10 protein-coding genes are annotated in these 21,377 nt (G+C 43.8%); 3 read left to right on the top strand and 7 right to left on the bottom strand.

Annotation, left to right across the window (positions count from 1 at the left end; all coding sequences use genetic code 11):
* Together JFN88_RS16240 and JFN88_RS16235 are read right to left on the bottom strand one after the other, a co-directional pair.
* A partial coding sequence (locus JFN88_RS16240; protein WP_199020306.1) for a DUF6531 domain-containing protein occupies positions 1-5,146 on the bottom strand: 5,146 nt, incomplete at its 3' end.
* A 25-nt stretch (positions 5,147-5,171) separates the two neighbouring features.
* Positions 5,172-12,410, bottom strand: a complete 7,239-nt coding sequence (locus JFN88_RS16235) for an RCC1 domain-containing protein (RefSeq protein ID WP_199020305.1) — start codon at positions 12,408-12,410, stop codon at positions 5,172-5,174.
* Positions 12,411-12,990: 580 nt separating this feature from the next.
* Here JFN88_RS16235 and JFN88_RS16230 point away from each other — a divergent pair.
* Positions 12,991-13,557, top strand: a complete 567-nt coding sequence (locus JFN88_RS16230) for a TetR/AcrR family transcriptional regulator (protein ID WP_199020304.1) — start codon at positions 12,991-12,993, stop codon at positions 13,555-13,557.
* An 8-nt stretch (positions 13,558-13,565) separates the two neighbouring features.
* On the opposite strand, the gene JFN88_RS16225 is transcribed toward JFN88_RS16230, so the two are convergent.
* The 3 genes from JFN88_RS16225 to JFN88_RS16215 form a co-directional block, all read right to left on the bottom strand.
* Positions 13,566-14,483 (bottom strand): aminoglycoside phosphotransferase family protein, encoded by a 918-nt coding sequence (locus tag JFN88_RS16225; protein WP_199020303.1) that lies wholly within the window; start codon positions 14,481-14,483, stop codon positions 13,566-13,568.
* A gap of 119 nt (positions 14,484-14,602) precedes the next feature.
* Positions 14,603-15,847 (bottom strand): RICIN domain-containing protein, encoded by a 1,245-nt coding sequence (locus JFN88_RS16220; RefSeq protein WP_199020302.1) that lies wholly within the window; start codon positions 15,845-15,847, stop codon positions 14,603-14,605.
* A gap of 308 nt (positions 15,848-16,155) precedes the next feature.
* A complete protein-coding gene (locus JFN88_RS16215; protein ID WP_199020301.1) occupies positions 16,156-17,163 on the bottom strand; it encodes a LacI family DNA-binding transcriptional regulator in 1,008 nt (335 codons plus the stop codon).
* Positions 17,164-17,356: 193 nt separating this feature from the next.
* Between JFN88_RS16215 and JFN88_RS16210 the strand changes: the two genes are divergently transcribed.
* Entirely contained in the window at positions 17,357-17,833 is a 477-nt protein-coding gene (locus JFN88_RS16210; protein ID WP_199020300.1) for a GyrI-like domain-containing protein, read from the top strand.
* A 110-nt stretch (positions 17,834-17,943) separates the two neighbouring features.
* Here JFN88_RS16210 and JFN88_RS16205 read toward each other — a convergent pair whose 3' ends face one another.
* On the bottom strand, positions 17,944-19,152 hold the full coding sequence (locus JFN88_RS16205; RefSeq protein WP_199020299.1) for a M20 metallopeptidase family protein: 1,209 nt from the start codon (positions 19,150-19,152) through the stop codon (positions 17,944-17,946).
* A gap of 155 nt (positions 19,153-19,307) precedes the next feature.
* Positions 19,308-20,321, bottom strand: a complete 1,014-nt coding sequence (locus JFN88_RS16200; RefSeq protein ID WP_332908491.1) for a LacI family DNA-binding transcriptional regulator — start codon at positions 20,319-20,321, stop codon at positions 19,308-19,310.
* 289 nt (positions 20,322-20,610) lie between these two features.
* On the opposite strand from JFN88_RS16200, the gene JFN88_RS16195 reads away from it, so the two are divergent.
* Positions 20,611-21,291 carry a hypothetical protein gene (locus tag JFN88_RS16195; RefSeq protein WP_199020298.1) on the top strand — a complete coding sequence of 227 codons (681 nt, stop codon included), beginning with the start codon at positions 20,611-20,613 and terminating at the stop codon, positions 21,289-21,291.
* The last annotated feature ends 86 nt before the right edge of the window (positions 21,292-21,377 follow it).

Here is a 21,377-nt window from a genome sequence, read left to right as displayed (position 1 = left end):
CATCGTACGTATAGGAGTAGCTGTCCTGAACACTGCCGTTCCTTAAGTTATCCAACTTTTTAAGCAAGTTATTTTTATAGTAAGAGTACTGGGTTGTTAATGAACCGGGTGTAGTTAAAGTCTTACGGTTGCCGTTGGTATAATAATCGTAGGTTGCTGTTACAACTTTGTTCGACAAGACTCTATACAGCCGCCCCAACCTGTCATACTGCTTTTCGGTCGTATTGCCCTTCACATCGGTTAACATCTCTGCGAGATAACCTGTTGTTAATGAAGCTGTTTTATCATAGGCGTAAGATACCGTGCCAAGGCCCGAAACATATTTACTAGTTACTCGATTTTCTTCGTCGTATGACTTCGATGTCCTCCCGGAAGCATCTGTCATAGACAACTCATTTCCGTTCGGGTCGTATGTGTAGGTAACTTGGTTTTCCTTTGTTGGTGAAAGCTCGCCTGGTTTTAGAATACTCTCCGATAACAGGAGTCCCCTAAAATCATACGCATAGTTAGTCGTATTGCCGTTCCGATCGTTCTTAGACTTCATGCTCCCATCAGCAAAATAAGTATAACTCTCCAACTTGCTGTCGTTGTAGACCAAAATACCCTTAGGATCCTCTGTCACGCCATCTGGATCTATTCGACGCGACATCTTGTTCCTTGCATTGTATTCGAATAAGGATAGATTACCTGCTCCATCTACCTGACTAATCATATTACCGCTCAAATCATAAGAATACTCCGTATTTTCCCCAAGAGCGTTCCGCACCCGTATCAGTTGATCAGCAGCATCGTAAGTAAATTCTGTACGGTTCCCTTTGCCATCAATCTTGGCAACAAGCAAGCCTGCATCATTAAATTCTTCCCGACTAATGTAACCTTCTCCATCTGTAGTTGTGGTTTTGCGTTGATTGCGGTCATATTCATATTGGGTGACTTGATTCAGCGCATCCATCGAGACAACTTGTGAATTGTCCCCGTTGTATGCCCGTTTCTCAATAACAATTGAGTCGGCATTCTTGGTCTGATAGTGACGGCTTAAAGTATCATAATCGTAGGTTGTTTTGTTGCCAAGCCAATCTGTTTCCCTTGTCTTATTACTATTCTTGTCATATTCATAGGTCGTCGTTTTCGTGATTAGCGCACTTTGGCTAAACCCAGAAACACCAGATACTTGCGTTTTTTTACTGATCTTTCGGTCCAGCAAATCGTAGGTGTACTCTGTCTTGTTCCCATTAGCATCGATCTCAAAACGCTTATTTCCTTTGACATCATAAGCCGTCCGTGTTGTGATCGAGCTCCCTGGTTTGTCAGTCTTGATGGTGTGTGAGAGCTCTCTGCCTTCCTGGTCGTAGGTATGAAGATCAGTTCTTCCTAAGTTATCCCACTTTTTCGTTTGATTACCCATGACATCATACTGAAACTCGATCTTCCACTCCTCAACAGACTTATCAGATGGATAGATCACTCTTCGAACTTTGTTAAAAGCATTATATTCATATCTTTCAACATTACCATTGCCGTCTACCTTAGTTAGCTGACGACCCGCCTTGTCATAGGTAGAAGACTCGAGCGTTAGTTCTATGTCGTCGGCAGCCTTACGCACGGTCTTAGACGTTACTCTTCCTGCATCGTCGTAATAGGTAGAATTAATAATTCCATCGATATCGGTTTCACGTATCAGTCGTCCAAGACCGTCGTAATCGTATTTTGTCGTATACTTATTGTTATGCAATTGTCCGGTCGGGTCGAGTTTCATGCTTATCTGACCATTGGCATTATATGTACTAATTGTGCCGTAGCCGCTTCGGATTTTTTCATTTGGATTTTTTCCCGTACCAGCTAAATACCCTTCTCCAGAAAGCTCCTTAACAACATTTCCTTTTAGATCATACTGATAAGCCTTCACTACACGACTTACATTCGTTGGCGTGAATACTCCTGTTGCTGTATTTAGTATCTGCTCCTGAAATATTTCCGTCTGCAGCTTCACACGACCAGACAAATCATAAAGGAATTCGGTCCTGTTCATTTCCGTTAAGTTACGACTAGGTAGTACATTAATCGGCATGACCTGAATCGTCTTCCTGCCGCTGCGATCATAATCAAACAGTTGAACATTCCCAAGCGCATCCGTCTGTTTGATAAGCAGTCCACGCTCGTCATACTCATTTACCGACGTTCCGCCGCGCTCATCTGTCTCCGATAAAACATTACCGTTCCAATCATACTGTTTTGTTCTGGTAATCATTACCGGCAGATTATTCTCATTAAGCCCTTGTTTGAAGATAGAGGTCTGATGATTCAAGAGATCATAACTATAATTCGTTAATCTCCCATCGGGCATGATCTCTTGGATCAAATTTCCATTCAAATCATAGGAATACAAAGTCGTCAGCTTTACGATTCGCTTATCTGTTACTGGATAATCGGATAGTTCACCGGCTGTTGCATGAACCATTTTTTTCAAGGTCTTACCATAAGGATTCGACACATACTCCGTCATATTTACACTTTTGTCTGAAGTATATAGACTCTCAGAAGCTTTAAAACCATCCTTATTGTAAGTCATTACACGCTTTAGTCCGGCGCTGTCAGTCTCAATTGTCACGCGCCCGTTCTTATCATAGATAAACTTGTTTTTGGCTAGCCTATCATCGACGGGAACTTTAAATTGACTAATCTGATCCCTTCCAAAGTGTTTCTCTACTACATTGCTTGCTAGATCATAAATTTGTCCCGTATACATATATTTTCCGTTTTCGATAGGCTGCCATTTCCCTATCTCACGACCAAGACCATCATACTTGTAATACGCTGTAAAACCCATTGCATCGGTAACTGAATTAACCGTTCCATCCGGATTATAGTCCGTCGTTGTAACACCGCCGTCTGGATCAACCTTTTCCACGATTCGGTCTGCAAAATCACGAACGGTAGTCGTGACTGCTTGCTCTGTTTCATTAACGTATGATGTAACCATTTCTTTCTTTCTACCGTCAGTAGACAGTGGATAATCATACTTTTTGAGCAGTACAGTTGATGCTTTATTGTATGCACGGAAAGATTCCTGTTTTACACGATTTAGTGTATCGTACTCGTACTCATAGATTGCTCCATTAGGTAAAACTTTTGTAACTTGATTCCCATTTCTATCATATTTAAATTCTGTAACATTCCCTTTGGGATCAACTTGTGTCTTGACCTTACCACCCGCATCGTAGGTGTAACGTGTTCCCCCGAGTGTGTCTGCATAACTGTTTGATGGATTTGCAGCATTCAGTCCGTCACTTTCTTCCGTATAAAGCTGAGGCTCGATTTCCTGAATCTTCTGACCGTCAGCGTTATAAATATAGCGGGTTACATCTCCTGCTGGCCCCATAACCCGCAGCAAACGACCATTGGAATCGTAAGTATTGTCCGTTCGATGACCGAGAGGCGAAATGGTTGCTGTTTCCCAACCTAGTTGGTTGCTTTTTTTAATTGTCTTGTTACCTTCGGGATCGATTATAGAAGACAAATAACCATACTTATCATAGGTATACGTGGTGGCATTGCCCTCAGGATTGACTTCTGACTTTAGCAATCCATTAATTTTATACCCTAGCTGATCCATCTCACTAGAGACATAATAGTTGTACTCTGTTATGGAAAAATGATCAGGTGTCTCTATTTTCTCTTTGTCGAGTGCCTCCATCTTCTTTAATAGACGAATACCGGAGCTATCGTAAATGTAAAGTGTTATATTTCCGGAAGGGTCTTTTTCTGAAATCAAATTATTTTTTTCGTTATAGGAATATCCCGAAATCCCACCGCTTGGTTCAGTAATAGACGTAATATTACCATTCTCATCATAAGTATAGTTCCATTTATTCCCGTATGGATCTGTAATGGTTTCAATTTCTCCGTACTGATTAAATTTCTCACTATCCAAGTTGTAAGTGATTGTCGTAATACCCCCGTCCGGGTCCTTCGATTTTACGACATAAAAAGCTTTGTCAAACCACTTCTCCGTTACATGACCTTCTGTATTTGTAATTTTGGTATACAAATCCCCGTAGTTATAGGTATCGATATTTCCCCATGCATTGATATGCCTGATAACCTTCTTTTTAGCATCATATGCAACAGAATTTTGCACTTCCTGCTTGCTATTCTTGATACTAATAAGCAGTCCAGACGGATCGTATTCATAATAGCTGATGATCTGCCCGCTGGGGTCAATGACCTTAGACAATAGATTAGCAGCATTGTATTCATAGCGTACGATCCGATTCATGGGATCCGTAATGGAAACGATCCGATCGTTGACGTTGTATCCAACGGTTGTCACACGTCCAACTGCGTCCGTAATTTTTTTAACTTTACCAAGGCTATCAACGTCGATCGTAATTTTATTTCCATTAGCATCAGCCATCCAAGAAATCCATTGATTCTTATTAAAGCCGTAGCTGTATTGGTCCTTGGTTGTGAAAACAAAGGTGCCGTCATTTTGCTTGACTAATTTACTGTGGGAGTCATTCGCTCCATAAGTACCGTTTCCAAGATTCTGAAACATCTGTGCTCCGCCATTTGGCAACTTAACGACAACAAGTTTTCCATCATCGGTGAGACTGCCTTCGAAGCCAAACGTCCAGCCTAAGCCAAATCGACCGCCAGGCTGATCTTTTGAATTATAGGTACGACTCATGTTCACGGTGAACCCTGCAAAAGCATAGCTCAAATCCACCATTGTTTTGGAAAAGTTTCCTGTAGAAACAGAAACACCATCCTCACCAAAATGAATCATCTCTTGTAACGACTGACTAACAGCTACAGCAGGTAATGATTTAGCGATGCTTCCTATGTTGGATAACAGTTCTTTGGATACAGAAGATGTCAGGACTCCTTCCAGCAGGAGATTACTTTTAGCTGCCAGTTTATTAGTTGGCGATCCGACAAAACTGCTTGTATTAATTCCGCCGATCCCCTGCTCATTTTTGAATGCTTCTATTATAGAGTTATTATCTTGCTTCATAAGCGTCTCATCTTGATTAGCATTGACTACTGAAGTACCACTAGCATAGCTGGCACTACTATCACTTAAAGTGCTTGTAATGCTCATCGTTACAATAAGCAGCACTGCAATCCAACGATAAATCCTTTTCATGTTAGCCTCCTGAGTAATAAGGATATTATTTGACCAATACCGTATAGGTTAAGGATGATCCGCCGTTTACTTTGGCCTTCATCTTAATACTGTTGATGACGCCGCTCCAGCTTTCTCCATTAGGAATCGTTTTATCACACACAAAGGTAATCGAACCAGGCGTAAACTGTGTAATCGTGATATCCGTTCCCTCAATCTTTCCAGGCGATAATTCCGGTTTACCCGTCATGGTAGAAAGATCCAGTATTTCAATTGCATTTGGATCATAGTTCACCATTAGAGTGTACCTGCTAAAATCAGTAACGTTAGAAGCGGTAAGCCCCAGGTCCACCGATTGCCCTTTTGTCAAACGTGCGGTGAGTGTGTTATTTACGATCAAATCAGACCATTCTCCGACTCCAACCAAATTGCGCATGCGGATGCGGTATTTATGTTCAGAGCCTGGTGCTACTCTGTGATGTTTATAAGACGTTTTTAGTCCTATGTCGTTAACTTTTCCATCTACCTCAATATCGTACCCCGTTGCAGTCGGATCAGGCTTCCAGGTAACATTCGCAATGTTATTGGTGGAATTGATTAAAACTCCAGACACTAATCCAGGTTTATCTGGTAATGTACGAACAGTAACCAGAGGACTCCATTCCCCTGCAATTGCTTCATTTCGGGAACGAATCCGGTACGTATGAACGCTGAAGGTTTCCAGTTCTGTGTCCCTATAACTGGTTTCATTAAATGCATCTACAACAACTATTCCGTCAAGTTCGATATCATAGCCAGTGCTCCCAGCAACTTGCCCCCATGATAGATACACGGAGTTATGGTTTGGAATAACATTAATTTGGCTAGGGACAATCGGTCTTTGAGGCAGAGTCGAAGAATAATTCACTTCAGACCAAGCACTACTTCCCGTTTCATTACTAGCGATAACCCTAAACTTGTGGTTTGATTCCACTAAAAGTCCCGTTGCCTTAAATGTGGTTGTTTGAACTAAATGTATTTGATTGTCGAATTCCACATTGTAGCTAGTCGCATTTGGCGATGCCGTCCAATTATATTCAATTGAAGTTTCTTCTGGAGTATCCGTGATCGTCCCTGGCGTCTTGAGTAGATATGTCGTTGCCCCCGCCATGTGACTCCAATTCCCGCTTCCGATTTCATTAACGGCACGAACTCTATACTGATGATTTGTATGAGGCGTTAGCCCATTAATCTCAACGTAATTGAACTTGCCAGTTCTTATAAGCAGGCCATCTGCTTCTATCTCATAGCCAGATGCATCCACGTCGTCAGTCCAGCTTAATTGGACGGAGGTATCCTGCGCATCTACCTTCAGTAGAAGAACTGTTGATGGTGCTTTCACCTTCGTTTCAATGGTTTGCACCGCACTCCATTCGCTAATGCCACCTGCACTAACGGAACGAATTTGGAAAGTGTGTCTTGTACCCGGTACGAGATCCTTTGCTTGGTAAGTAGTCGTTTTTCCTAAAGCAACAAGGACACCGTCCCATAACACATCATATCTTAGCGCATCACTTACATTATTCCAGGTGACCGTGACAATCTTGCTTGATGCAGTTGCACTGACAAATGTCGGCTTCTCAGGAGGAAGCATTAATGTACGTACACTGGTCAGTTCCGTCCAGGCCCCATAGATTCCATCCCGCTCCGATCTTACCCGGAAAGAGTGGACTGTATTCGGAGCTAGCTGCTGACTTGTATAACTTAGCGTATTACCAACGGAAATAACCATGTTATTCATTTCGATTTGATAAGAAGTGGCTTCCGGAACAGCATTCCAGGTAACAATAACTGTATTATTCGTTGCTGTTGCTTTTACCCCGGTTGGCGTAGCTGGCGCTGCTGGGGGCGGACCAATTTGAACAGTGTTGGAGAAGGAGGTTTCTTCCTCTTCCTCATTGATTGCTTGTGCTTGGAAACGATAGGATTTGCCGGCAGCAAGCCCTTTCACTTTCACCTTTTTATTATTTAATGTAATCCAGGCAGGATAAGCCGTAAGTGTACCTTCGGCACTTACATATTTATTACCAGATTTCAGCTGGTATTTTGTTATTGCAGGGTTATTGTCTGTAACAGTGAACTCCACAATTCCATCTGACAAAGTAGAAGATGTTAGAACAGGCGTTGTTGCCTTCGTGTAAACATCCTTTGTAACGGATGTGATCGCTCCATCCAAATTTTTGACTTCAAGCTTTACTTTATATTTCGTATTCGGTGTCAGATTATCGAAGGTGTACGAATAATTATCCCTCTGCATAGAACCTGATACTAAAACCCCGTTGCTTGTATGTTCAAATACAACAATAGGATCTCCAGGATAAGGCAGTAAAGCATTGCGGATCACAGCAGGTGCAGTTGCATCACTCGACGTATTTGCTGTAATTGTCTTCATGACCGACCATGTTTCGTTGCTCAGCATTCTCATTCTTATATTGTAATTTGTAGTGCTTAATGTCGGGTCAATGCCAGAAAAGTAGAGAAATACATCGTTATTCTGACCCACCGTAAGCGTAGGCTGCTGTTGGTCGTAAGTCGTTAAGCCTGCTGTCAAATCCACGGTAGGGGAATAGACGCCATTCGTATTTTGTTTGGTGTAAAAAATATGATCGTATCCATCGCTAGTTAGTTTAGTCCAAACGATATGCACATCATTGTTCTTGTCTACAGCTGCATTGACACCCCTAGTCCAATAACTGCTCATAGGCTCCAGATTCTTCTGTTTCCACGCTGAATTCACTCTATTGGCTACATAAACGGAATAGCTACGATTTCCAGTATTTTGGTGGTCATAAAAAAGGCTAGGTATTCCATTATTGTTGATTAGCATAGACGGATTGCTAAATACATCGTAGCTGTCGGAACTAGTAGTCACCTGCTCAATAGCGGTCAGCGCTGAACCATCTTCAGCTATTCTGGCGTAACGAATATTGTATACAGAAGGATATTGACTATTTTTGCTCACCCATGCCGCATGTACGGCATCATCTTTTGCCACAATTGCAACGTTATTTGAAGCAGGAATATCCGTTTGATTGAAATCAACTGTTTTCAGCAAAGAAGCTATATTAACATTTGTTTGTTTATCAACGTCAAATGAGAAACCCGCTATTTCATTCGCATTTTTCCGGACGATACCAATTACCTTGTTACCTGCGGTTGTGATCGCAGCATTAGAAGTGAGACCAGTCAGAGTGCACAGTATAGTCCAATTCTGCCCTTGATTAGCCGACATATAAAATCTAACTTCATTCGTAGCGCTATAGTAGATTGGCACGATCCACTTCCCGTTTTCGGTTATAACGATTCCTTTGGTTCCATTCCCGCCTAGTTTGCCAATTGCGGAGGAGATAACTCTATTTGACAACGTGGAGCGATCGGTTAACCAAGAACTCGTTATATTATTGGCCGAGAAACGAATTGGACTTGAAGCAAAATTTTTGTTGTTGCCTTCTATATTTTCAGTCACTTTTATTGTTGTGTTTGTTGTCTCGGTAATCATGGATGGAATTAGGGAGCTGTCATATACCCACACACTTATGGTTTGCTGAGCAACTATTAATCCATCCGTGACCTCAAACCGAATGGTATGTTGGCCTTCTTTCAAACCTTTCAGGTTTACCGGAAACGAGATTGTATGTGTGTCAGATGGCATAGATATAGTAACAGCCTCTGATATAGATGTATTAGAATCCATATAAGAGCGAATCGTTACACTTGCTCCCGCCTTATATTTGATTTTTAGAACGTAAGGATCTTGAGGTAAAACTCTCCATTCCTCTATGTTCCTCACAATCTCCGGTCTTAAACGATTAGCTGTTGAACCCGTTGAGCCCAGACCCAAACTATTGGCATACAACCCCCACACATTCAAACGACCGCTAATAATGGCATATGACTGATTAGGCGCCAATTTAATAAGAGATACTTCCGAATTAATCATTTTGTGAGGAGAATTTAGATTTATCCTGTCCCCTGTACCAAGTTGACCGGATCCATTGCTGCCCCAAGCGTATAATGATCCTTTGGAATCTACCGCCAGTACGTGCTGATCACTTACCGATAGCGAACTGACATTTGATAGATTAGGCACCGTTGTCGGAGAAGAAGTGTGTGCTGTTGTTTGCAGCCCCAATTTGCCATCAACATTGTTTCCCCATGCTTTTAAGGTTCCATCATTTAATATGGCAAACACAGACTTACTTTTGACAACTAATGATCTGACTGACGATAGATTGGCGATTGGTGTAGGTTTAGTAACGGATGAAGTATTGTTTACTCCTAGCTGATAAAGATCATTTTGCCCCCAAGCACTGATAGTGCCATTGTTTAATAAAGCAAAACTGGAATATCCATCTATATATACATTTGCTACATCTGTCAGGTTTGGAACATCTACCGGGGCATTATAGGAAGTAGTATTCCCTGTACCCAGGTTATAATAATAGTTATAGCCCCAACCTTTAACAACGCCGCTATTCAATAAAGCCAGCGTGAAATATTCTCCTACCGCAACTTCTTTAACGCCAGTAATATTGACCGAGGTAGGTAAAACTTTATTACTGCTGTCACCGAGACCAAGTTGACTATTAGCGTTGTTACCCCATGACTTGACCGTACCATCTTTTAATAAGGCTATAGCGGACGTACCTTTGGCAAAAATTTCTTTTACATTGCTTAAATAAGAAGTGGAGATAAGTACTGGCTTATTAGAAGCAATATTTGTACCATTCCCAAGTTGTCCATCTTCATTAAGGCCCCATGACATAACAGTTCCGTTTTTCAGCAAGGCCAGAACAAAGTTGGAGCCCAACTCTATCTTCTGAACATTACTAAGTCCATTTATTGGCACGAAGTTGGTTCTACTAATTCCATCGCCAACCCCCAAGTAACCATAGTAATTCTCGCCTGATCCCCAAACAGAACCATCTTCAAAAAGAATAAATGTGTTCTTCCCATTCGTAATGATATCTTGCACCGACTTTGTATTGCCGTATAAGACGGTTAATTTATTACGATTAGCAGTATCCCCTAACCCCAGCTGACCATAAGAATTGCTGCCAGTCATTCGTATGCTTCCATCTTTACTGATCGCAATTAAATGCGATCTGCCCGTAATGATTGAAGAAAAACGATCTCCTGGAGATATAATTTCAACAGGAGTTAGTCTGGCAGTGGTGTCCCCATGCCCCAGTTCACCCGATGAGTTTAATCCCCAAGATGAAATTTTCCCATCCTGAGTTAATACATAGGAGGAATAGGCTGTTACTGCAATCTGCTTGATTGGCGAATTAATAATAAGTGAAGTCGGATTTAAAGCAGTAACGTCATTTCCTAGCCCTAATTGACCATTATTGTTTCTTCCCCATACTTGCAACGATCCATCATCTTTAAGTGCAATTACATGATAAAAACCGGATGCGATCTCTTTTACACCCGTCACGCTTGTCAGTTCGGCAGGTATACTGCGATTCTCAAGGTTGCCAAGACCAAGTTGGCCATACTCGTTGCCACCCCATACGAATACAGACCCGTTTTCCAATAAGGCAACTACAAAGTTATAGCCAGCTGTAATATCTTTTACACCCTGAAGATTGGGAATTAGCTTAGGTGCTGTTCGGTTTGTCAAATCCCCCTGACCTAACTGACCTGAGGTATTCTTCCCCCATGTGGCGACAGTCCCATCCTGCATCAATACAACAGCAAACCCGGCAGCAGCAACGAGCTTCTTGACACCAGCTAGACCTGAAATCGTTGTAGGATCAGTCCTGGTTACAGTATCGCCCAAGCCCAGTTGCCCGCTCGTGTTGACTCCCCATGACTTCACCTTACCGTCTTTGGTTAAAGCCAGCGCAAAGTCTTCTCCATAAGTCACTTGCTTGACATCCCCAAGTCTCGTTATCACCCGAGGAGATGACAGGTCCCCCGCAACATCCGGGTCTATAGCAGGGTTAGTGTTTTTTCCCCAACTATATAGTTTATCGTTTGCAAACATATGTGAAGTAAAGGTAAAGGGACTGCTGAACATGGATAAATCACGACCTAATACTTCGATATCCAAGTTAGCATCTGATACATTAAGATCATTGATCATTGTAAGTGTATCCTTGGTAGCCTTGTCCTCGAGTCCCAACTGGGAATAGTCATTCAAGCCAAGGGCCCAAGTCTGGTTGTTCTGATCCGTAACAAAACTTGTATAACTTCCTAGATATATGGAGTTAATAGAGCCTAATTGCTGAAGTAATTTTGGTTTTAATTGATTCGTGACTAACGACGATTTAATACCTAATTGACTGGACGAATTATTCCCCCATACATAGATCTCCCCATTAGTAGTGAATGCCCATGTATGATTAATTCCAGCAGCAACATAATCAATATTGGATAAATCCGTTATTTTGGCAGGAGAATTAACTGTGGAGGTTGTTCCTGTTCCCAATTGTCCATTCAAATTGTATCCCCAGCCCATGACTGATCCATCAACTAGAACGGCAAATGAGAAATTTGAGCCCACCGTAATTGCTTTTACATTTGTGAGCCCTGCTACTTCTTTAGGTGATGTCTGGCTAGCTGTTATAGTCCCGATTCCTAGTTGGCCGTTGCTAAAATTCCCCCAGGACTTAACCGTTCCATCCTTCATTTTTGCGAGCATAAAGTCTGTTCCCACTGCAATGTCCGCTACATCTGAAAGGTTAGGGATTGTTTTAGGGTAAACAGAATTGCTTGTATTGCCAAGCCCTAGCTGTCCGTAGTTGTTGCACCCCCAAGTGACAACGGTTCCACCTTCGGTCAATGCTGCGGCAAAGTTACCGCCAACAGCAATTCGCTTTATCCCTTCTAACTGTGGAAAGGTCACTGGACTTGCAGATGTTGAATTAATTGCACCTAATGTACAGCTATTCGATCCCCATGCTTTTACCGTTCCATCATTAAGCAAAGCAAAGGCACTGCTCGTATTCGCAGAAATCTCCTTAACATTTGACAAGTTAGGAAGTTCATTAAGAGCGGAGTAATTGGTTGTACTTGTAACACCCGTTCCCATGACGTAATCCCCTCTGCCTACAACGCTCACCCTTCCGTTTGTCTTCACGAACAACGTGAAGTTCCCCGGATTTGCAATTCGGTTATAGCGCAACCCTTCATTTGATTCCCCATAAGCGACTGATACTTGACCCAAAGCGGAAAATAACAACTGGGTCAAAAGACTGAGTACTACTATCAACCGCACACTACTATTTAATCCTTTCATCCTACGTTCTCTCCTTATGGCTTGAAATAAGATTAATCATAATACGCTTGTAACTTAAATACTATATCTAATAATGTATTATTTTGTCGCTATATGTCGAATTGACAAAATTTATTTGTTGATTTTTTATGATTTTTCTGATATATTTAAATATTAAAGTACAAAATATCGTTATTTTTATCATATGAACATGTGCAGTTATATTTGAATCTACGGGTGATAGAATGGTGTCCACATCAGAAAAGGCAGGCTGGGGGTTAGGTAAGAAATAGGGATAATAATGGGGGATCAGCTCGAATAAAAACCAAATGGCATCAAAGCCTTGTGTTAAAAGGTTTTGATGCCATTTGTTATCTCGTTTTGATGTTATAAACAGTTATAAACAGTCTTAAACTATCTTAAAACCAGTCTCAATTTACGTTGCAAACATTTTTTATTAAAGTGCCGTACTTCAATCCAACCATAAGTTTTTTGCTTATATGACAAAAAAAAGACCAGTCCGAAGACTAATAAAATTGACTGTCTACATTATGATGATTATAATATTTTACAAATGATTATCGTCAACGAGGTGATTGCGATGCCATACCCTAAAGGTCACATGGAGAAGGTCCGTGGACATATTATCCAAAGTGCTGCCAAAGCATTTCGTACGAACGGAATTCGCGATATTAGCGTCCCCGCTATTATGAAAGGCGCTGGCCTGACTCACGGGGGGTTCTACTCGCATTTTGATAATAAAGACCATCTTGTCATGGAAACTTGCCAGTATGCCATTAATGACACCATTTCACTTTTACAGAAAGCAGTTGATCAGGAAGGACAGGACGCGAAAATTCATTCCGTTATTCATTTCTATCTAAGTTCTTATCATCGTGATCAAATGGAGATCGGCTGCATTCTCCCTTCCCTTTCCGGTGAAATGATTCGGATGTCGGAAGAGGTTCGCAGTGCTTTCACGCAAGAGGTGCAACGCATGATTGATTTCTTCTGCCAACTGGCAGATATAAATCATTCGAAGGGAAGTGCATTGCTTAGTCTGCTCGTCGGGACAATAATATTGGCGCGCTCTGTTCATGATCCTGAACTCAGTGATCGTCTGCTTGCCTCTGGCAAGCAGCAAGCCTTTGCGCTGTTGGAGTCCTGAACAGAGTTTTATAGCTCCATTAGCCTTTCTGCAAATGCCACCTCTTCTGCAAGCTGTGCGTACCGATCATATGTCGCCCCACTCTCTACCGTCCAGCACGCCGCCATGGCCGTTTCAATATAGAGGCACTGTCTAAGAACGGCATTCGGAATACGAAGGCTTTGTTCTAAAATACGAATGATCGTGTTTATTTTCTCCTCAAGCTTTAACGTTATCCCCTCTTCAAATTCATTTAAAATAAACCTTGGGACATCGAAAATCGGATCTCCAAGGACGCCTTTCGGATCAATGATCGTATAGGCCCCATCCGCGCCAAGCAGTATATTATCGTGATGCAGATCGCCATGGAGCAGCAGCTGTTGCGGATACATTGCAGACAAAGACAAACATAATTTCTGCGCCTTCTTCATATACGCATACAAGTTTGAACAATCGGTCCGCGTGCTCATGTAATTTGTAATGTTCGTTACCCATCCGGCGTAAGTCGGATAACGTTCACTGTCTGCCGGAGCCACATGCAGGTCTCGATACAGGGAACAGAAAACTTCCAGCCGTCGTTCAAGAGAGTTCTCATGTCTTAAAGCAATTCCAGGCACCACCCGTTCTTCAAGAAGAATGCCGTGCTCCATATCCGCTTCAAAAACGCTGCAAAATCGCCTTCCCTTGTATTCGGATAGTGCATGGAATTCCGCTAAAGTTTCCCCGGAAGAGACACCCCCGATTTTAAGCACCGCATCTCCATACTTTGCCGCATGGCATGTAAAAACCAGATTCGCTGAATAAGACGGGACAAGCTGGAAAGATGTCAATCGCCATCTATCTGCATAAACCTCAAGAGCTTGCAATACCTTCTCGTAGAAATTCTGGCCAAACCGGCTAATAATTTGATCGATTTCATCGGGCTTGAACTGATAGATTTGTTTCATTGATTATGAGTCCCCCACTTCTGCACTGTAAAAGTCAAGTTGTCACTATGCAAGATTTTACTGACAAATGTAAAAGAAGGAGACAGCATCGCCGCCGCTCCTTCAATCTTTTGTCATTTCTAATATACTCGAACCAAGCTCCACTTCTGTGCGCTGGTCCCATTGTCATCCCAGATTTGCACATTCGTTCCGTTGGCTGTTCCGTTTGAGGACACATCCAACGCTTTTCTGCTATTAGGGTTAATGAGCTTGAACGTGCCATCGCTATTCTGAACAATGTCCCAAGCCTGTGCGCCGCTTCCATTATCTGACCAGATTTGCACATTCGAGCCGTTGCTCGTTCCGGCTCCTGCTATGTCAAGCGCAAGACCGCTGTTCACATTAATCAATTTGTAGGTCCCGTTCCCCTGACGGTAGACCGTCCATCTCTGTGCACCGGTTCCGTTGTCTGACCAGATTTGCACATTCGAGCCAGACGCTGTACCGGCTGATGCCACATCCAGAGCCTTGCCGCTGCCCGTATTGATCAACTTATATGTGCCACCGGATACAACGCCGGAAGTAGCCGCGACGTCCTTATAGACTCTGACATAATCTACATACATTTTGGCAGGGAAAACAGTCGAGCTGTTCGGAGAGCCCGGCCATCTGCCTCCTACTGCCATGTTAAGCAACAGGAAATGATCGTTATGGAATGCGTTCGTTGAATTAATGTTGTTTGCAATATTGGCTTCCCGGAATTGAATGCCGTCCACGAACCATTTGATCGAGCTTGGCGTCCATTCAATAGCGTAGACATGATAATCAGTCACATCGAACGTATGGCTCGCTCCGCCATAGGAAACATTGTTATTCGCGTACCAGTGAATATATCCGTACGTATTGTTTTCATTATTGATATGCTCCATAATATCAATCTCGCCGCTTCTTGGCCAACCGACCGAAGTGATGTCCGAGCCCAGTGTCCAGAAAGCCGGCCACAGGCCTTGCCCCTTCGGAAGCTTGATGCGGGCTTCGATCCGTCCATATTTAAAGGTTTGTTTTCCTTGAGTTTTCAGACGGGCAGACGTATAATTTCTCCCCCCGTAAGATTCCTGTCTCGCTTCGATAACGAGGTTCCCGTTTTCGATCCGGGCGTTCTCCGGACGGCTTGTGTAATATTGCAGTTCTTCGTTCCCCCAACCGTTGCTGCCCGTACCAATTTCGAAAGTCCAGTTGTTTGAGTTAATAGTGGAGCCGTTGAATTCGTCGCTCCAGACAAGCGAATAGGCTGCTTTCGCGCTCGGAGCGGGCAACAATGTCACGATCAGCGCCGCTATCAGCAATAGAACATGCGATTTCCTGCTCTTGACTATACTAATCATCTTAATACCTCCTCAAAAGTTTGGACTACAGGGCACTCATCCCGATGACGACAAAATACTGCTATATACACCTCCTTAGTAAGACAAGCTTTTTTAAGCGCTTACAAAAATAAGTTTATCACGGCGAATAACTTCTAAAAATAGTTATTAAGCACTGATTTATACAATTAAGAAGATCGTTTCTAGCTTAGTTTTGTCGAATGCCGCTGAATGCTGATTTTACAAGCAAACGCTGTGCCGCTTCTGACTGGCACAGCGTCGTTCACATCGAAATCTCAGTCGTTTATAAAGCGAAGCTAATACAGCATTTATCCCTCGGAAATTTCGGCTCCGCAGCTGCTGCGCACAACAAATTTGGTCGGCACCACGACCTGAATCGGCTCTTCTCTCCCATTGATTTGATCGAGTACGAGCTTTACAGCCATCCTCCCCATCAATTCCGCTTGAATATGGAAAGTTGTCAAAGGCGGGCTCATGAAGCGCGAAATTTCAATATTGTTAAAGCCTATAATCGCCACATCCTCCGGAACCCGGATGCCGGCTTCTTTCAAGGCGTGAACAGCCCCGATGGCAAGCTGATCGCTCCCGGCAAAGAATGCCGTCGGCAAATTGCCCCGGCTGACCGCTTCATTCATAAGACGGTTGCCCTCCGAAGAACACCAGCCGCCGATATACAGATGTTCAGGATTAAACAAGCCTTTTTCCTTCATAATACGTTCAAAAAAATAATGTCTGGGGTCTTTGCCGTAAGCACGAGAGCCGCCGATATACCCGATTTTTGTATGCCCCAATTTAATCAGATGATTCAGCGCTTGCTGGACCACCCGCTCAAAATCAATCACAACCGAATCAAAGCTCTCGACATCGGGAGATGAATCTACAAAAACAATATGCTTCAACTGCTTGACTAACTGGTCATTAAAATTATACGATCGATCAATAAAAATCAATCCGTCAACGTCGCCAAAGTTCATTTCGGGATGTTCAAAGATCGACTTTCTGAAAATTTCAATCGACTTTAAACCTGCAGCCATGCATTCCTTCTCTATCCCCTGGCGAATGAACTGGAAGTAACGATCCACTTCTTCCTCATCTTCTGTCAGAAACATGACCGTGCCAATTTTGATTCCGGAGATGTCCTTATGCTTGTTGCCCTTGCGGTTCCGTGGTGTCTGATAATTCAACTCTTCCGCTACGGTTAAAATGCGCTGCCGCGTTTCCTCTGATACGGATAGCGTATGATCATGATTCAATACTCTGGATACGGTTACATTGGACACACCGGCAAGCTTGGCAATATCCCGTAATGTTGCCATACTGTTCACCCCGAATCAACATCTATTAATCTATCATAGCAAAACCCTATTCATCTAACAAACAAAAAATACATGTTATACATCGGTCGAAAACGGAATCAACGGTTGACTTTCAGTAAGGGAGATTCGCCACGTATAATATTATCTGCAATCCTTTTTTACGATTATTAACAATAATTAGGAGGTTATAAGGTTGACAATTGAACAAAACCGTGTAATTGAACGTACAGAAACAAAACTCGTGGGATATTCTGTTTCCATATCTTTGAACGAGGCTTTGGAAAAAAAGGTCATCGAAGATTTGCGGGGAAAGCTTGCGCATAATCGTCAAGAAATTTCAAATCAACTTGAACAACACGGCATGTATCTTGTTCAGGTCTATTCAGACTGTGAATGGACACCTGATGTTCCGTTTGAAAGCATAGTTGCCATTGAAGTTAGCACATTTAGTTCTGTTCCGGAGGGAATGATAGAACATACGCTGCCCTCAGGTCATTATGCAAAATTTACTCATTACGGATCTGAATCCGCTATCGGCAACACCTATGATTTCATTAGGGAGACGAACATCGCCAGCAACCGGGCATTCGATTTTGAATACTGGACGAATGTGAATTCTCTTGGGGAAAAGGAAAGCGTCATCGACATTTATTTGCCTTTGGACACTTAGTCAATCCAGGTTGTCATGTAGGAGGTTATGGAACCCTTCTCTATAACCTCCCATCACACGGTTTTAAACTCCAACAGTAGTCGGAAAGACGCTCTAATTACTCCCAACCGCTACCCAAGATGACGGGATGGTATAACTTGCTCCTTTCGAAAGAAATGGAGAGCAGTCTCGGCCAAAACCGCAATGCCAGATACCATCGCGCGCTCATCAAAAATAATCGATTCATGATGCAGCGGAAGCCTGGAGCGATGATCATCCTCTGCGACCGTTCCCAACCTAAACATTGCGCCGGGAATATGCTCCAGATAAGCGCCAAAATCTTCTCCACCCATGGAAGCTTCCTTTAAATATACAACTCCCTCACGACCAAGCACCGAACTTGCCGCCTCTTCAATGATATCGATAATCCGCTCATCATTAATAACTGGTGAAACCCCTTTTGAATAAATAAATTCCGCCTGTCCGCCAAAGCTCTCCGTAATTGCAGTGGCCAGCTTTTCCATTTGCTTCGGAATTGCGCTTCGCACATCGGGATGATGCGTCCGGACTGTACCGCCTAACCGCACTTCATTGGCAATAATATTAAACGCCTGACTGCTGCTGGACAATTGTGTGATGGAAATAACGGCTGGGTCCAGCGGACTCACATTACGAGAGACGATCGTTTGCAGGGCCGAAATAACCTGTGCAGCAATAATGACAGGGTCAACCGTACGATGCGGATATGCAGCATGCCCGCCCTTTCCGACAATGCGGATTTCAAAGGCATCCGCAGCAGCCAACATCGCCCCTTTTTTGAGCGCAATCGTACCTGCCGGCGCATCCGGCCATACATGAAGGGCTATCATGGCATCCACCTTCGGATTATCCAGCACACCTCCCTCTACCAGATTCGAAGCACCGCTCATTACCTCTTCTGCCGGCTGGAATACAAACTTGACAGTTCCCTTAATTTGCTCACGACGCTCACTTAAAACTGCAGCTGTTCCAAGCAAAATAGCTGTATGCATATCATGACCGCAAGCATGCATGATGCCAGAGTTTACACTCGCAAACGGCAATCCGGTTTGCTCCTCAATAGGGAGCGCGTCCATATCGGCTCGAATGCCAAATACAGGCCCTTCTCCGCTGCCGCGTAGCAAGCCCGCAACACCTGTTGGTCCGATACGTTCTACCTCTATGTCAAGCGAAGTTAGAAACTCCGCCACAAGTTCTGCTGTCGCAAACTCTTGATTGCTAAGTTCGGGATGCTGATGAATATGCCGCCGCAGCTTGATAGCTTCGTCTTTCCATTTTAATGCCGCTTCATAAATGCTCATTACTTTCGCCTCACTTTGCATAGATGTAGTCGTTGCGAATGATCGAAATGGCGGTTCTTCCCCGCTGCCATCATACAAGTAATCCGGGAATAACAGCGATGGGAAGAACCTTTCTCCTTGTAAAAGTGTGACAAGCCGGTTTGAACCCACCCGACTTAGCTGCCTGCACGGGGCAATGCAGACCCCCGAACAATTAGTTCGGGAAGCAGAACGACACGCTGCCGTGCTTTTTTCTCATTGTTGATCTCTTGTATAATCAGGTCCACAACCTGATGGCCCATCTCCTGAATCGGCTGCGCTACAGTGGTCATTGGAGGGTCAGACATCGTAGCCAAAATCGTATTGTCAAACCCTACAACCGAAAGATCCTCCGGGACCTCGATTCCCAGCTCCCGCGCCGCCTGTATGGCTCCAATCGCCAGAATATCATTACATGCAAAAATTGCCGTTGGACGGCTGTCTGTTGCCAAAAGCTTAAGCGCCGTCTGCTTGCTTCCCTGCACAGAGAAATCGCTGACAAGGACCAAATTTTCGTCATAGCTTAGTCTTGCTTCCTCCAATGCCTGCCTGTAGCCGCGAAGCCGCTCTTTACTGCTGCTGACCTCAAGATTTTCTGCAATAAGCGCAATTCTCTCATGACCGGCCGCTATCAGATAGGACGCGGCGCTGTAGCCGCCCGCAAAATCATCTACGACAACCGAACTCGCCGGCAACGACGACATCTCCCGCGCAATAAGCGCGACCGGAATGCGCTGCTCGATCAGTTCTCTAAGCGCTTCCTCATTGCGCGCCCCTGTAGCGACAATAATGCCGTCAACGCTCTTTTGTCTCAGAAGGCTGATATATTTGTTCTCCTTGTTTGAATCATTGTCTGTATTGCAGATTACTACATTGAAGCCCAGCTCATGCGCCCGGTCCTCCACGCTGCGCGAAACCTCCGCGAAGAACGGGTTCACCAAATCGGGAATCAAAAGCCCGATCGTATACGTCTTCTTCCCCGTCAACGCCGAGGCCAGCATATTCGGCTGGTAACTCAGCTCCTCGCTGATTTGCAGTACCCGCTGTCTGGTTTCTTCACTGATTCTTCCTTTATCATTAAATACCTTGGATACCGTAGCAATCGAAACTCCAGCAAGTCTGGCTATGTCATAAATGGTTGTTTTCATCATTATTATCCTCATTTTCAATGTCATAATCGGTTACATTGAGATTCGACTTGGCCGAGGCAAATTCCTGCCGGCGCCCTGACAAACATGTCCATTCAAATTCATTCCATCTCTTGTTCAGGTAAGCGGTTAATCCATTGCTATTATAACATATCCCCTCCGTCACGAATTGCAGCTGCCTACAAAATTTCATTCCTTTGGAACGGCGGAATTTTAGCTTGACGAAGTCACCATGTAAGCTTACCATGGTACAGGAAATGCAAACTTTCATGAAAAGGTGGTTTTTTGAATAATGCATCCTGTCGCATCGATTCCTGTTTCATGGCAAGAAACCGTTCTTCGTTTAGCTCCGCAGCTTTATTTGGACCGCATTGAGCCTTTTCTCCCTATCCGTGTCGGGGTATCTGTGTATGAAGAGTCCCGCCGTTCAGATTCCTTTGACCGTACGATTCAAGTAGACAGCGCAAAAGTAAAAGCAGTCATTGAATATGCCATTTACTATGATTACGATATTCAGCATTTGTATGATCTGGAGCATGTGTGGGTCTACGTCGGTCATGAAGACGAGATCGTCTCTGTCGAGGCCAGCTTCCATGGCCGATATTTCCTCGGCGTACTGCCGGACCGCAGCAACCTGATCGAAGGGCGCGGGCCGAGACTGTACTCCCAACCGGGAAAACATGCGATGTTTCCTCGAGACGACCTGTTCCTGCTCCTTCCGAATGTGACCTCCTGCTGTACTACAGAAGCTGGTGACGGCGGCGTGCTCGAGCCGGGTCTGTTCGCAGGCGAATTCAAATCCGGAGACAATATCGATCAAATTGCTGAGGAGCATCTGCGCACCTTTATTTTCGAGCCAACCTTCGATTATGTGCCATTTGATTGGCCTGAGGATGCATTCGTCTCCTGGGAGGAGCTGCGCCAGGAGATTCCGGTTCGCATGAAAAAATTGATTGCCGAGATTCAAAAGTAAAGCTTCAGCGCAAATTCCGGCCGCTCACTGCAAGAGCGGCTGACGGATTTCGCAATTCATAATAGCTGCGCGAAAAGCATCCTTAA

Origin of the sequence: Paenibacillus roseus (genome assembly GCF_016424485.1) — a bacterium.
Lineage (GTDB): Bacteria > Bacillota > Bacilli > Paenibacillales > Paenibacillaceae > Paenibacillus_D > Paenibacillus_D roseus.
Note: the sequence above shows the minus strand (reverse complement) of the source record. Positions and strands in the feature narration are given on the sequence as shown.

Bases quoted from the DNA above. Each gene is read 5' to 3' on its own strand.
- JFN88_RS16235 (WP_199020305.1), bottom strand. From the start codon at position 12,410: ATGAAAGGATTAAATAGTAGTGTGCGGTTGATAGTAGTACTCAGTCTT.
- JFN88_RS16230 (WP_199020304.1), top strand. From the start codon at position 12,991: ATGCCATACCCTAAAGGTCACATGGAGAAGGTCCGTGGACATATTATC.
- JFN88_RS16225 (WP_199020303.1), bottom strand. From the start codon at position 14,483: ATGAAACAAATCTATCAGTTCAAGCCCGATGAAATCGATCAAATTATT.
- JFN88_RS16220 (WP_199020302.1), bottom strand. From the start codon at position 15,847: ATGATTAGTATAGTCAAGAGCAGGAAATCGCATGTTCTATTGCTGATA.
- JFN88_RS16215 (WP_199020301.1), bottom strand. From the start codon at position 17,163: ATGGCAACATTACGGGATATTGCCAAGCTTGCCGGTGTGTCCAATGTA.
- JFN88_RS16205 (WP_199020299.1), bottom strand. From the start codon at position 19,152: ATGAGCATTTATGAAGCGGCATTAAAATGGAAAGACGAAGCTATCAAG.
- JFN88_RS16200 (WP_332908491.1), bottom strand. From the start codon at position 20,321: ATGATGAAAACAACCATTTATGACATAGCCAGACTTGCTGGAGTTTCG.
- JFN88_RS16195 (WP_199020298.1), top strand. From the start codon at position 20,611: ATGCATCCTGTCGCATCGATTCCTGTTTCATGGCAAGAAACCGTTCTT.